The 13,651-nt window shown below is 67.8% G+C and carries 11 protein-coding genes and 2 pseudogenes; 7 read left to right on the plus strand and 6 right to left on the minus strand.

The genetic code is table 11. The features are described 5' to 3' along the window. Positions 1-12: 12 nt before the first annotated feature. The gene (locus tag OG978_RS37335) at positions 13-936 is read right to left on the minus strand and encodes an NADP-dependent oxidoreductase (RefSeq protein WP_326769466.1); all 924 of its coding nucleotides are present in this window, start codon (positions 934-936) and stop codon (positions 13-15) included. Between the two features lie 463 nt (positions 937-1,399). Here OG978_RS37335 and OG978_RS37340 point away from each other — a divergent pair, with 463 nt between their 5' ends. Next, the gene (locus tag OG978_RS37340; RefSeq protein WP_326770275.1) at positions 1,400-2,119 is read left to right on the plus strand and encodes a response regulator transcription factor; all 720 of its coding nucleotides are present in this window, start codon (positions 1,400-1,402) and stop codon (positions 2,117-2,119) included. A gap of 61 nt (positions 2,120-2,180) precedes the next feature. On the opposite strand, the gene OG978_RS37345 is transcribed toward OG978_RS37340, so the two are convergent. Both OG978_RS37345 and OG978_RS37350 read right to left on the minus strand, forming a co-directional pair. Further along, positions 2,181-2,828: a LysE family translocator gene (locus OG978_RS37345; RefSeq protein WP_326769467.1), complete on the minus strand. Its 648-nt coding sequence runs from the start codon at positions 2,826-2,828 to the stop codon at positions 2,181-2,183. Between the two features lie 19 nt (positions 2,829-2,847). After that, complete coding sequence (locus OG978_RS37350) at positions 2,848-3,444, minus strand: hypothetical protein (RefSeq protein ID WP_326769468.1); 597 nt, start codon at positions 3,442-3,444, stop codon at positions 2,848-2,850. 200 nt (positions 3,445-3,644) lie between these two features. On the opposite strand from OG978_RS37350, the gene OG978_RS37355 reads away from it, so the two are divergent. Both OG978_RS37355 and OG978_RS37360 read left to right on the plus strand, forming a co-directional pair. Beyond that, positions 3,645-4,982, plus strand: a complete 1,338-nt coding sequence (locus OG978_RS37355; RefSeq protein WP_326769469.1) for an aminotransferase-like domain-containing protein — start codon at positions 3,645-3,647, stop codon at positions 4,980-4,982. A 175-nt stretch (positions 4,983-5,157) separates the two neighbouring features. Further along, a pseudogene (locus OG978_RS37360) lies at positions 5,158-5,677 on the plus strand (MBL fold metallo-hydrolase); the annotation flags it as partial. Between the two features lie 674 nt (positions 5,678-6,351). On the opposite strand, the pseudogene OG978_RS48460 reads toward OG978_RS37360, so the two are convergent. After that, a pseudogene (locus tag OG978_RS48460) lies at positions 6,352-6,639 on the minus strand (transposase); the annotation flags it as partial. Positions 6,640-7,299: 660 nt separating this feature from the next. Beyond that, positions 7,300-7,962: a TetR/AcrR family transcriptional regulator gene (locus OG978_RS37370; RefSeq protein ID WP_326769470.1), complete on the minus strand. Its 663-nt coding sequence runs from the start codon at positions 7,960-7,962 to the stop codon at positions 7,300-7,302. A 62-nt stretch (positions 7,963-8,024) separates the two neighbouring features. On the opposite strand from OG978_RS37370, the gene OG978_RS37375 reads away from it, so the two are divergent. Beyond that, the gene (locus tag OG978_RS37375; protein ID WP_326769471.1) at positions 8,025-8,441 is read left to right on the plus strand and encodes an ester cyclase; all 417 of its coding nucleotides are present in this window, start codon (positions 8,025-8,027) and stop codon (positions 8,439-8,441) included. 720 nt (positions 8,442-9,161) lie between these two features. Here OG978_RS37375 and OG978_RS37380 read toward each other — a convergent pair. Next, positions 9,162-10,205, minus strand: a complete 1,044-nt coding sequence (locus OG978_RS37380) for a LacI family DNA-binding transcriptional regulator (RefSeq protein WP_326769472.1) — start codon at positions 10,203-10,205, stop codon at positions 9,162-9,164. Between the two features lie 293 nt (positions 10,206-10,498). Here OG978_RS37380 and OG978_RS37385 point away from each other — a divergent pair, with 293 nt between their 5' ends. From OG978_RS37385 to OG978_RS37395, 3 genes are read left to right on the plus strand one after another with little or no spacing between them, the layout of a single operon-like run. Further along, positions 10,499-11,827, plus strand: a complete 1,329-nt coding sequence (locus tag OG978_RS37385) for an ABC transporter substrate-binding protein (protein WP_326769473.1) — start codon at positions 10,499-10,501, stop codon at positions 11,825-11,827. Then, positions 11,827-12,825: a carbohydrate ABC transporter permease gene (locus tag OG978_RS37390; RefSeq protein WP_326769474.1), complete on the plus strand. Its 999-nt coding sequence runs from the start codon at positions 11,827-11,829 to the stop codon at positions 12,823-12,825. The genes OG978_RS37385 and OG978_RS37390 overlap by 1 nt, the downstream gene beginning before the upstream one ends. Continuing rightward, positions 12,825-13,649, plus strand: a complete 825-nt coding sequence (locus tag OG978_RS37395) for a carbohydrate ABC transporter permease (protein ID WP_326769475.1) — start codon at positions 12,825-12,827, stop codon at positions 13,647-13,649. The genes OG978_RS37390 and OG978_RS37395 overlap by 1 nt, the downstream gene beginning before the upstream one ends. Positions 13,650-13,651 lie beyond the last annotated feature (2 nt).

Here is a 13,651-nt window from a genome sequence, read left to right on the forward strand (position 1 = left end):
GGCCCGTCGCGGTCAGACCGTCAGGACAATCTTGCCCTGTACGTGTCCCGAGGCGACCAGCTCATGTGCCTTACCGGCCTCCTCCAGCGGGAACGTTTCCTCGACGTGCGGGCGGATCAGGCCCGCGTCGACCAGGTCGGCGATCGCTTCGAGCGCGGCGTAGTCCGGCTCGACCGAGATGCCGGCGAAGCGCCGCCCGGCGGCCTCGACGCGTACGGCGAGCGTTGGGTCGGCGTGTTCCACGATGCTGATGAGTACGCCGCCGGGGCGCAGCACACTGAGCGAGAGATCGCCCTGGGCCGTGGAGTCGAAAACCACGTCGGCGTCCTTGACGGCCTCGGTGAAGTCGGTGGTCCGGTAGTCGATGACCTCGTTGGCGCCGAGGCCGCGGACGAAATCGTGCCGGGCCGGACTGGCCATGGCGATCACATGGGCGCCGTGTGCCTTCGCGATCTGTACCGCGAAGTGGCCGACACCACCGGCTGCCCGGTGGATCAGTACCCGGTCGCTCTCCTTGACGCCTGCCGCCTGTACCAGGCCCTGCCAGGCCGTGAGCGCCGCGAGGGGGATGGCGGCGGCGTGCACATGGTCGAGCGAGGCGGGCTTGCGAGCCACCTGGCGGGACGGTGCGGCGACGTACTCGGCGTACCCGGTGGCGGCGCGGGGGAAGAACGGCATCCCGTATACCTCGTCACCCACCTCGAACCTGGCGCCGGGGCCGGCCTCTTCGACCACCCCGGAAATGTCCCAGCCCACGCCGAACGGCGGCTCACCGAGCAGTGGGAAAGCGCCGGACCTGACGAACACGTCCACAGGGTTGACCGCACTGGCGTGGACCTTGACAAGAACCTCGCCGGGCAGCGGTTTCGGCCGCTCGGTCTCCACGACCTCAAGGACCTCGGGGCCACCGAAAGACTTCTGGAACACTGTGCGCACGGTAACTCTCCCTGGGTTTCGGCCGGTTGATTTCTGGCTCGGCGTCCTGCTTGATGCCCTCAACCCTAGAGAGATCGAATGAGCCGCAGAATAGCCTTCCGTCTCGGCTACATGTCCCAACGTCTTGTCGGCGGGTGCTCCCGGCCATAAATGCCTCAGACACCGATGACACCCTTGACGGTCACGAAGCAGATGATCAGGCCGTGGCGTCCGTCAGCAGGGCCGAGCGGCGCATCGGCCTTGCCAGTCCGCATAGCCGGGACTCTGGGGCAGCTGTAAGGCCAGGACCTCAGCGTCGGGTACACGTGCCCGCAGCGGGTTCAGACCCGCACGTACAGGACGGTTTCATCCCAGCAGATTGACGCCGAGCCCGGTGAGTCTGCCGACCTTTTCGGTCAGCACCGCGCGCCGCCCCGGTCGGCGCCCTTCGTTCCCGTTCTACCCGAGGTGATCCGAGCCCGTGATGGCCGCCCCTTCCGCCCGGTACACCGTCCTCGTCGTCGAGGACGATCCGGACATCCGCACCCTGCTCACTTCGGCCCTGCACGCGGCCGGATACTCCATCGCCTCGGCCGACACCGGGAACGCCGCCATGTTCAAGGCGGGCCGCTGCCGCCCGGACCTGATCGTGCTGGACGTGATGCTTCCCGATACCGACGGCTTCGCGGTGACCCGCGAGCTGCGCGCCCAGGGCTTCTACACGCCGGTGCTTTTCCTCACCGCCCGTACCGAGGTCGAGGACCGCATCATCGGACTGAGCTCGGGCGGGGACGACTACGTCACCAAACCCTTCCACGTTCAGGAAGTCCTGCTGCGCGTCCGCGCCATCCTCCGCCGCAGCAGCGCCCCGACGACCAGCCCCGCCAGACAGCCCGCACTGCGCTATGCCGACCTCACTCTCGACCAGGAAGCGCACGAGGTACGGCGCGCCGGGCAGCCCGCGCAGTTGTCCCCGACGGAGTTCCGGCTGCTGGTGTGCCTGATGTCCCACCCCGAGCGGGTGCTGCAGAAGCGGGAGATTCTTCAGCAGGTGTGGAACTACGGCTTCGCCGGTGACACACGCATCGTCGACACCTACGTGAAGAACCTGCGTCGCAAGATCGACCGAACCGAACCGGCGCTCATCCACACCACACGCGGGGTCGGATACAGCCTGCGGATGCCCCGCGGGGACCTGCGGTGATGAGGATCTTGAGGCGGTAAAGCCCAGGTCGGCCACCGGACCGCCCCCATGTGCCGTGCCGTCAGCTCGACTTGGCCGGACCTGAGGTGTCGAGGGCCAGCGAGATGGCAAGCGCGCCGAGCGCCGTGCCCATCGCGTAGCGCTGCACCTTGAGCCAGGAGGGGCGGCGCGAGAGGAAGACGGCGATGGTTCCGGCTGCCAGGACGATGGTGAGGTTGACCGCGACGCTGACCACGATCTGGATCGAGCCGAGCGCGATGCCCTGGAGGAGGACGTGGCTTTTCTCCAGGTCGATGAACTGCGGGATGAGCGAGAGGTACATGACGGCGATCTTCGGGTTGAGCAGGTTCGTCATCAGTCCCATCATGAATAGCTTGCGCGGCGAGTCGTACGGGACGTCCTGCGGGGTGAAGACGGAGACGCCGCCCGGCTTCAGCGCGTTCCAGGCGAGGTAGGCGAGGTATGCCGCGCCGGCCAGCTTCACTGCGAAGTACAGCTCGGGCACGGCGATGAAGACGACCGACAGGCCGAGGTTTGCGGCAAGTAGATACACGATGAAGCCCAGGGCCACACCGCCGAGGGAGATGATCCCGGCGCGCCTGCCCTGGGTGATGCTGCGTGAGACGAGATAGACCATGTTCGGGCCCGGGGTGAGCACCATCCCGAGGGCCACCACCATCACGCCGAGGACCCCGCTCAGTTCAACCATGAAAACCCCTCATTCGCTGTTAATGTCCCGCTGCCGTCTCCGGACGCGCCCTACCGGAGCGGTCACCGCGCCGTACCTCGGCGAGGTCGTGAGCGATGTCGTGAAGGAGATGGCGGGTGAAGAAATCGACGGTGAGTCGCGAGTCGGCCAGGCCCGCGCCGTCGCGGTCCCAGTCGTCGGCGGTGAGCGTGGCCAGGCGGCGGGCCAGGGCCTCGGCGGCCCACCCCAGTTCCTCCGCTACTTGTCGCGGTTCCTCGTCGCGGTAGCGCCGGACGATGTCCGGGCGTTCTGCGGCCGGCCCGACATCCGGCGCGGTGCGGTGGTGCGGTGCAATCGGTGTGGTTCCGAAAATTGCGTCGAGCCTCTTGTGGAACAGGAGACACATGTCACGGACGTGGCAGCCGTGTTCCAGCGGTGACCAGTGAGGCACGCCCGCACGCCGGCCGTCGAGCCCCGGCCCCGTCAGGACCTGCTGCCACTCCGCCGCGTACTTCCGCAGCAGGTCGGCGACCGTACCGTGCCTTACCAGGCAGGAGGTGAATCCGCACCGGTCACAGTCGGGCAGCAGCAGGGGAGTCCGGCCGAGCGGAGACCGAGACCATGCGGTCGTGTTCACTGCTGGCAGGACTCCTTTCCGGCGGTCGCGCGCCCTCTCGTGGCGCATCCAACAGGGGTTCCCCCAGCCCGGTGCACGGGCCAGGCTCGAAGCAATGCCGCGAGCATATTGCCTGCAAAACCTCGATGCAATATGCACTATTGCACTCGGTGCAATTGTGTGGTTGGATGGCGGAGGCACGTGGACGAGAGGAGAGCGCCGTGAAGGACTATCAGAGCGTCGCCGACACGGTGGCCGAGGAGATCAGGGCCGGCATCCTCCGGCCGGGCGACCGGCTTCCCCCGCAACGCAAGTTCGCCCAGCAGCACGGCATCGCCAACTCCACCGCCACCCGCGTCTACCAGGAACTCGCCCGACGGGGCCTCACTCTGGGCGAAGTGGGCCGCGGCACCTTCGTCCGCGCGGTCCCCCGTGCATCCGCGCCCGCGCTCACCGAACCCGCAGGCAGCCGGATCGACCTGGAGCTCAACTATCCGGTGGTGTCCGAGCAGGCCGCGCTTCTGGCCAACGGGCTCGGCAGGCTGTTGCGTCCCGATGTCCTCGGGTACGCGCTGCGGCCCGTCGGCGCGGCCGGCGTTCCGGCCGTCCGCGAGTCCGCCGCCGATCTGCTCGCGCGTGGCGGCTGGCGCCCCGACCCGGCGCAGGTGCTCTTCGCGGGGAACGGGCGGCAGGCCATCTCGGCCGTTGTCACCGCCCTGGTGCCACCGGGCGCTCGGCTCGGCGTCGAGGAACTGACCTACCCCGTGATCAAGGCCATCGCCACGCGGCTCGGCATCACCCTCGTGCCCCTGGCCATGGATGCAGCAGGGCTGATCCCGGAGGCCGTCGAGGAAGCCCACCGCAGCGGCCCGCTGCACGCCGTCTACGTACAGCCGACTCTGCACAACCCGCTGTCGGTCACCATGCCCCGGGAACGGGTGGAGCATCTGTCCGATGTCCTGTTGCGGTCGGGGATCCCCGCGATCGAGGACGCCATCTGGGCCTTCCTCCACGACGAAGTGCCGCCGCTCGCCTCTCTGGCCCCCGAGCAGACCGTCCTCGTCGACAGCCTGTCCAAGCGCATAGCCCCTGGCCTGACCCTCGGGTTCGTGGTGGCGCCCGGCTTCCTGGTGGGCGAGATCGCCACGTCGCTGCGCTCGGGGGGCTGGACCCCCATGCGCTTCGCACTGGAGGCGGCCTACCACTGGCAGCAGGACGGCACCGTGAAGGCGCTCGTACAGGCCAAGCAGCGGGAAGCCGCTGTACGACAGGAGATCGCGGCCCGGCACCTCGGCGGCTTCGCTGTACGGAGCGACCCGCGCTCGTACCACTGCTGGTGGCAACTGCCCCGCCCGTGGCGCGCGGACACCTTCGTCGCCGCCGCTGCCCGGCACGGCATCGGAGTGGTGCCGGCCGCCGCGTTCACCGTCGGCAATAACCACGCCCCCAACGCGATCCGGCTGGGGCTTGCCTCCCCGCAGACCGACGTTCTCTCCCACGCGCTGGCCACACTGGCCGAACTCGCCCGGTCCGCCCCGGACGACCTCGTCACCGACTGACGCCTGCCCGCCCGCCAGCGACCGTCCGGCGAAGACCGAGGCGAAGCCCACGGCCACAGACACGGGACCGGCGTCGAGATCGTCGAGCGGAACCCGCAGGACAAGAGCTTCACCGCGACTCCGAGGAGGCCGGGCGGCCCTCGTAGTCGCGGACCAAAGCGTTCCAGACTCCCGGATGACCACCGAGCTTCCCCTTCTCACCGTTCTGGGGTGTGCGACGCCTGATCCGAGCGTGGACAATCCCTGCTCCGGCTACCTGGTGTCCAGCTGCGACACACGGGTGTGGATGGACGCCGGCAGCGGGACGCTGGCTCAGCTTCAACGGCACGTCCGACTGGATGAGCTGGACGCGATCTGGATCTCGCATCTGCACGCCGATCACAGCGCGGACCTGCTCACTGCCTATTACGGCGCTCTCTTCGCAGATACGGCTCGCCGCGCCGATCCCCCTGTACGGCCCTCCGGGCATCGCCGACCGGTTGGCCCACTTCCTCACCAACACCTCGACCCGCAGCCCGGTCGAATCTGCCTTCGCCGTCCATGAGCTGCGCGACGGGCATCAGGTGGAAGTCGGCGCACTCACGCCGACCAGCCGAGCGATGGCGCACGGCATCCTGGCCTTCGCCGTCCGCGTCGAGGCGGCAGGCAGTTCACTGGTCTGCTCAGGAGACACGGCGCCGTGCGCGAGTCTCACAATTCGTGCTGGCCACGGCATCTGGGGCCCGGTCCTGGCAGCGCATGCCGGAGTGCGGCTGCCCACGGTCGACGTCCAGCACCCTTACGGTTCTCCGCCGAACTGCCCGGACTGGACGAGACCCCCATCGACACACCGATCGTCCGCCACCCTGACCACGCGGTCTACACCCGCCGCCACGGCCGTCGCTACGGACTGGGGCAGCTACCCCCACGCCGCGCTCCCGCTGACCCCGTCCCCGACGCTCACATCGGCCGAACCTCCCTTCCGGGAAGCAGCCTTCGGCACCGCCATCGCTGAGGCCACCGCCCTGGTCCCGGCCTTCCGGCAGGTACCCCAGGGACGGAGGCTCAACGGTGTGTTCGCCCTGACCGCTGATGAACTTCCCCTGGTAGGCCCCGCTGTGGGGGTACCCGGCCTGTGGTTTGCGGAAGCTTCCTGGGTCACCCATGCCGGCGGCGTCGGCCGACAACTCGCGGACATGCTCCTGGAAACCGGCAACCTCCTCGTCGCCCCCGATCGCCTGTCACCCGGCCGCTTCGCCCCCCTGGAGCGACGAGATGATCCGCGAGACCGCGCTCGGCCACTACCGGGGCATACGACGCACACTGATGCACGCCTTGGACAAGCGGGCCGAGTAGATGTCCACACCCGTGGAGGGGTTGAGTTCGTTCCGGGGCGTGCGATGAGGTGGCCGCGTTCGAAGCGGGCTCGGCGCGGACGAGCGCGACGACGTGGGGGTGCGCTCACGGCTCGCCAGCGGGCCTGGGCGGACTCGATCAGCTTGAAGACCATGGCCAGGACGGCGGCGCGGCTGCCAGTGCCCTTTGGTCCGCAAACGGACCGTCGCGAAGATCGACCGATCGGGTTCGTGGTCCGCAGGCCGATCCAGTGCTCGGCGGGGAAGTCGAAGAACGCCAGGAGTTCGTCCTCGTCGTCCGTGATCCGCTTGACGACCTTGGGGGTAGTTCGCCCGTAGGCCCGCTCGACGGCGCAGACCGATCAGCGTGCCGTCCAGGACCACATGCGTCATGCCCTCCCGGCGGCAGCGGTCCAGCACGTCGTGCAGGTTCGGGGGCTGACCGGCGAGGACGTTGATGCCTTCGTGCAGGTAGCGATAGCCGGTGGCCTGCGAGATGCCCGTGTCCCGGGCCAGGCAGTGCACGCACGCCCGGTCGCGGAACCAGCCCAGTATCAGCACTGCCTGACGGAACGGACCCGGCGCCCGGAACCCTTCGGTGCGCCGGTCCGCGCCGGTGACCGGCCAGCAAGCCGGCGACGAGCTCAACGGCATGGCGAGGGACATCGAGCATGGCAGCGTAGGTGACCAACGTGAAGTCTCTGGTTCAATGGACGTGATCTTCGCAGGCCCGTCCTACCAGGGGCTTCACGCCTGTCCAGAGCCGCCCCATGCCCCAGCGGCGGCTAGATCATTTCGTTGAGGAAACCTTACTGTCATCTTGGTGACGTCCTGTCTCTGCCATTTTGGTGACGCCTACCTGTGAGCGCCGCCTGGCACGAACACCGGCCGGCGTCGGGTCAAGCGGTAGTAGGTGTTCTGGGACTACGGGTTGGCGGACGCTCGCGCGGCGGCGGGATCACCGGTTGCGATGGGAGAGCGGGCTACGCCCGCCCCAGGACGGACCCCAGCATCGTCAGCAACACCTCGCCGCCGGCGGCGAGCTGTGCGTTCGTCTCGTCGGCACCGGCGTTCAGGATGGCGACGGTGTTTTTCAGACCGTCGAAGGCGCCGACGAGAACGGTGGCGAGCAGGGTGGGGTCGCTCCCGACCGTTGCGTCCGCCGCGCGCTGGGCGCCGCGGATGAGGTCGGCGACGTCGTCGATCCAGGTCCGGGTCAGCTGGGCTGCCAGCGGGCGGGTTTCGGGAACGTCCGCCAGGTCCTGGATCAACCGGGCGATGACCCAGGCGTCCGGGTCGTCGCGGTGCAGGTCGAGCATCGTCGGGAGCAGCGCTTCGAGCCGATCGACCCCTTCCGGCGTCGCGGCCAGTCTCGTGCGGACGAGGTCGAGCCACTGTGCGTGCTTGGTGGACAGAACCGCGATCGCGAGCGCTTCCTTGCTCTCGAAGTGGAAGTAGACCGAGCCCTTGGTGAGTCCACTCTCCATGACGACGTCCGCCATCCGGGCACGGTCGTAGCCGAGCCGCGCGAACACTCCGGCGGCCGCCTCCAGGATGCGGTCGCGGGAGGCGGCTCCATGGGCGGTGGGTCCCGGCGGGCGGCCGACTCGCCTCGCAGGGTCACTGTTCCTGATCGCGCTTGCCATGGTCAGCATGATACTGGTAATTAAATAGACCAGCACGCAGGTTTAATTAAGGAGGCTTGGCGATGTTCATCGACGATTTCGCTCGCGCGGCCGAGGCCGCTGTCAATCAGCACAGCATCGACGAAGTGACCGCCCTCTGGCGTGAACCGGCCCGGTACGACTCGCCCCTGACCGGTCCCCAGGAGGGGATCGATGCGCTCGCCGCCCGCGAGTCGGCGCTCTTCGCAGGCTTCAGTGACCTGAGGGCGAGCATCCGTCCGCTGGGCCAGGACGGCCTCACCGGCTCGATGCTGGTCCGCTTCGAAGGCACACACGACGGCGAGTACGGGGCGTTCGCGGCCACCGGCAACTCGATCGTCATCGAGATGGCGGCCGTCATCACCTTCGATTCGGAGGGCTACGTAGTCGAGGAGCGGCTCTTCGCGGACAGTGCGACCGTGGTCGGCCAACTCACGCACCACTCCGCGTCCCACGACTGATCGACCGGCGAGCCACGACGCTGCCCCTACCTGCCGGCAAAATCGAGCGGCTGCCCGGGCGGGCAGGGTGGCGATCCGCCACCGGACAGTCCCTGAGTATCGCCTTTTATTGTCGTGGCATGTCGGTTGAGCTGTCGGGCGGGAAGGGCTCGGCAGCCTGAGGGCGTGCTGGAGTGAGCGGCTTGTGGTATCCGTTATGCGGTTTTGTTGATGGCCGGGTGTCGTGCCGCCGGGGCCGAGCGTCTGCCTGGTGGGCGGCCTGAGGCTTTCGGTGGCCTGGCCGGGCTTCCGATATGTGCGAGGAGGCGGCCGAGTCCTTTGCGGCCCCGGCCGGAGGTGCGTTCCCCGGGCGGCAGCGGGGGCTGCCAGGCCAGCCGGTGGTTGTCGACCAGTGGCCGGGCCAGGCGGAGTTGGGTGTGGGCGGCGATGACGAGCCAGGTCCAGCGGCCAGCCTGGCACTCACACCATGCACCACAGGCCAGCCACGGCGATAGGTCAAGGCGGAAACTCGCTCGTCACCCCACGGCTGCAGGCTGGTGGCGCAGCGCCTCCCCAGGCCGTGCGCTGTTCCAGCACCCGCCCGTGGGGCGGCTGACCGGCCGCCACCGCCCGGCACTTCGGCAGCGGCCGGTTCACTGCTTCGCCGCACCTGATCCGTAGCAGCCGATGACCAAGGGTCCACCGGGAGAGACTCGCAGGCGGCGTCTCAAACGAGCTGGCTCAGGCAGTTGCATGATCGAGCGGATGTGTCCGGACCGATGTCCGCTCGATCACCGGCATGGGAATCAGGCGGCTGCCGGACGGTGCGCTGGGGGCGAGGAGGATTTCGACGGAGGCACGGCCCATGGCCTCGTGTGGCAGTCCGACGGTCGTGAGGCCGGGCCGGAGGTAGGAGGCGAGTTCGTCGTTGTCGAACGAGACCACGGAGATGTCTTTCGGGACGGTCAGACCGTGATCGGCCAGGGCCTGGTACGCGCCGAACGCGAGGCGGTCGTTCATGCACAGCAGGGCTCGGATGTCGCTCCGGCGTTCGAGGAGGGCGTGGGTGACGTCGTAGCCGTGGTGCGGCTCCCAGTCCCAGCACGACTCCTCGGTGGCGAACTGCAGGCCTTGTCTGGCCATCTCCGCGCGGATGCCGGAAATCCGCTGCTCGACGGTGGTGGACCGGAAGAGCCCCTTCTCGGCTTCCGCGTTGTGCCCGATGAGGGCAATTCCTTCACGGTGGCCGGCGGCAGCGAGAAGTCTGACTGCTGAGGCACCTCCGGCGGGTTCGTCGGGAAGCACGGAAACGGGGTGCTTCTTGTTCGTGGCGTTGAGCATGACGACGCGCGTGGTCGACGGGATCTCGGGCACGTACAGTTCCCGGGCGCGCATGACGGCGAAGATGATTCCGTCCACCTGACGGTCAAGTACAGCGCCAATCGCCTCCGACTCACGTGCTGGGTCGCCACCGGTCTCCAGCACGAGCATGACATGCCCTGCCCGCTGCGCGGCGTCCAGTGCTCCTCGGATCAGGCCGCTCGCGAAGCGGGTGGTGGCGACGACGTCGGAGATGAACCCGATGGTGAGGGTCTTGTCGGTTCGCAGGCTGCGCGCCGCGACGTTCGGCCGGTATCCGAGTTCGGTGGCCGCCTCGTGGACCCGGGCATGAGCGTCGGCGGAGAGCCGGGAGTCGGGCCTGCCGTTGAGGATCATCGACGCGGCGGTCGGGGACAGCCCGGCACGGCGGGCGACATCGGCGAGCGTGACGCGCTTGGGGGGCATGACTTCCTCTCGTGCGGCGCGACGGGACGGCGTGCGTGCCGGCCCCAAGACAATCACAACGCCCTGACCACTGACTCCTTGACAGGGGGCATCCGGCATTCCAATATGAGCAGCGCTAAATGCTTTTAGCAGACAGTTTAGCCCGTTTGTCGGGGGTGTTGACCCCCCGACAGTGGCGGCACCCGCTTGTGGTGCGCAGGGGCATCTTCCACGGAGCACGCTCAGACAACGGAGTCTTGTACATGGCACACAAGTCGAACCGCCCCGGTGAGGGACGCAGAGCCGCATCAATCATGAGCTGGAGGCCGGCCGTCACGGCCGCGGTCGCCGTGAGCGGGCTTGTCCTGGCCGGGTGTGCGCCGGGATCCCCGGAAGCGAGCCCGACCGCATCGGGCAAGGTGAGCCTGAAGCTCCCGTCCGACAAGATCACGATCAAGATCCAGGACGAAGCGGGCTTCCCCGTCACCGACAACCTGGCCGACGAATTCACAAAGCAGCACCCGAACGTCACCTTCAAGGTCGTCCGGGACAGCTTCGCCAACCTCACCGCCAACTCGCCACGCCTCCTGGCCAGCGCCGACGCGCCCGACCTCATCCGGCTTCCCACCATGGGGGACACCGTCAAGGACGGGCTCCTGACCAACCTCGACCCGTATTTCAAGGGCTACGGGTGGGACAAGTTCTCCGCCGGCCAGCTGGCCGCGTCCCGGATGAGCGCCAAGGGAGTCAGGGGCGAGGGCTCCCTGTACCAGATGGGCCTGGGCTACAGCGTCACGGGCATCTACGTGAACCAGAAGTACGCCAAGCAGTTGGGGCTCTCCGGTGCACCATCGACCATCGCGGAGCTGGAGCGGTGGATGGCCAAGGCCAAGGCGGCCAAGATCCTTCCTGTGCAGATCGGAATGCAGGATGGCGTGGGCACGTTCGCGCTCCAGTCGCTGATCAACCAGTACGGGGACAAGGCGGACCTGGTGAACTGGATGTTCAACAAGCCCGGTGCCACCTTCGATACCGAGGCCAGCCTCAAGGGCGCCACGACCTTCAAGAAGTGGGCCGACGCGGGGTACTTCCCCTCCGACGTGAACGCGATCAACTACACGACGATGGTGTCCAACTTCCAGGCGGGCAAGGGTCTGTTGATGTTCGACGGAAACTGGGACGCCGCGAAGACCGACAAGGCGATGGGGGAAGGCGCGGCCCGGTTCGTCCTGGCGCCTCCGTCTACCGCCGGTGGTGCGCACGTGGCGATGGGCGCCGCGAACTCCTTCGCCATCCCGGCCAAAGCGAAGCATGCCGACGCGGCGGCGTTCTTCCTGGACTGGATCCACACCGACCCCAAGGCCCGTCAGATCGTGGTTGACGTCACGGGCGCCTCCCCGGGTGGAGATCCCTCGCAGGAGCTGCCCAAGGTGAAGGACGGTTCGCTGATCGCGCAGGCCCTCGCGGCGTCGGCGAAGGTCGGATCCGATGACGGGTTCGTCGACTTCATGGCCAACACCACGGCGGGCATCTACGCGGGCGCCTTCCAGCCGGACGAGCAGAAGCTGCTGACCCGGCGCATGGAACCCAAGGCTTTCGTGGCGGCGATCCAGGAGTACTACGCCAAGGAGCTGACGGGCTGATGGTCAACGATGTCCGTAAGCATGAGGACCCGAAGCCGACCGCGGCACTGCGGCGCCCCGACGTGGGCGCTCATGCTGCGGGCGTCGGAAGGTCCTCCGGTCAGGCCGGCCGGCCCTCCGTACGAAGGGCGGCCCGCCACCGGCGCGTCATCGGCTGGCTCTTCGTCCTGCCGGCACTGGCGTTCTTCTGCGCCTTCGTGGTCTACCCGTTGATCACGGCCGTGCAGTACTCGTTCTACCGCTGGAACGGCATCGGCGCGTCGACCTGGGTCGGCGTCGACAACTACGTCCGGGTCTTCACCGATCCGGAGCTGTTGATCTCGATCGTCAACGCGCTGGTCCTCATCGTCTTCTTCACGGTGATCCCGGTTGCCAGCGGCCTGGCCCTGGCGACCCTGATCCGCACGATGCGGCCCGGTCCCTTCGCCACGGTCGCCCGCACGGTGCTGTTCCTTCCGCAGATCATCCCGCTGGTGGCCGCCGGTATCGCCTGGTCGTGGATGTACGCGCAGACCGGCACGATCAACACCATTCTCGACTCCGTCGGCCTGGGCTTCCTCTCGCGGTCCTGGCTGGCGGGCTTCGGGACCGCTCTGCCCGCCGTCGGCCTCATCGGCTCCTGGGTGCTGACCGGCCTGTGCACCATCCTGCTGCTCACCGGCATCGGAAAGATCGACGCCTCCCTCTACGAGGCGGCACGGCTCGACGGGGCGGGCTGGTGGCGAGAATTCGTGACCGTCACCCTTCCCGGGCTGCGGCAGGAGATCGTGGTGCTGGTCACCATCACTGTCATCGCCGCGCTGAGCAGCTTCGACATCATCTACACCACCACCAAGGGCGGCCCGGGAACCAGCACGCTCGTCCCCGGCATCTCGATCTTCCGGCTCGCCTTCACCCAGAGCGAAGTCGGCCTGGCGTCCGCCTTCGGCATCATCCTCCTCGCACTCGTCCTCCTGGCAGTGCTGCCCATTCAACTGCTGGGAAGGGAACGAGACTGATGGTCGTCAACAAGACAGAAGCGGTCATCGGACGCGTCGTCCTCGTCCTCGTGCTGATCCTCACTCTGCTGCCGCTCGCCGGGATGCTCTCCGGAGCCCTGCAGCCCGCGGATCGCATCCCTGACGGGTTCTCCTGGCCCAGCGATCCCCAGTGGGGCAACTTCGTCGTCGCCTTCCAGACCGCGCACGTCTGGGAACTCCTCGGCTCCAGCACCCTGATCATCCTCGGCGTCGTACCGCTCAGCCTGCTCCTGTCGACGCTGGCCGGCTACGCCCTGGGCAACCTGCGTATTCCCGGCGGGAGATACGTGTTCGTCCTGCTCCTGCTGGGACTGACCATTCCCTTCGAAGCGATCATCATCCCGATCTACTACGAGATCAGCGCCATGGGACTGCTCAACACCCAGTGGGCGATCATCCTTCCGCTGATCGGGCTCTACATGCCCTTCGGCGTCGTCTGGATGCGTGCGCACTTCGTCGGCGTCCCCACCGAACTCTCCGAAGCGGCCCGCATCGACGGGGCGAGCACCTTCCAGGAGATCCGCCGCATCCAGATTCCACTGGCCATGCCCGCCCTCTCCGCCCTGGCCATCCTGCTGTTCCTGTGGACCTGGAACCAGTTCCTCCTCCCCCTGGTCCTGGTCGACGATCCCGACAAACGCACCATGGCCGGAGCCCTGGGAGCGTTCCAGGGGCAGTACCTCAACCAGCTCCCCCTGCTGTTCGCGGGTGCGCTGATTATCATGCTGCCGACGATCGTGATCTACGTCATCTTCCAGCGCCAGTTCATCAAGGCGCTTCTCCAGGGCGCGGTCAAGGGCTGAAG

This window comes from Streptomyces sp. NBC_01591 (assembly GCF_035918155.1).
Classification (GTDB): domain Bacteria; phylum Actinomycetota; class Actinomycetes; order Streptomycetales; family Streptomycetaceae; genus Streptomyces.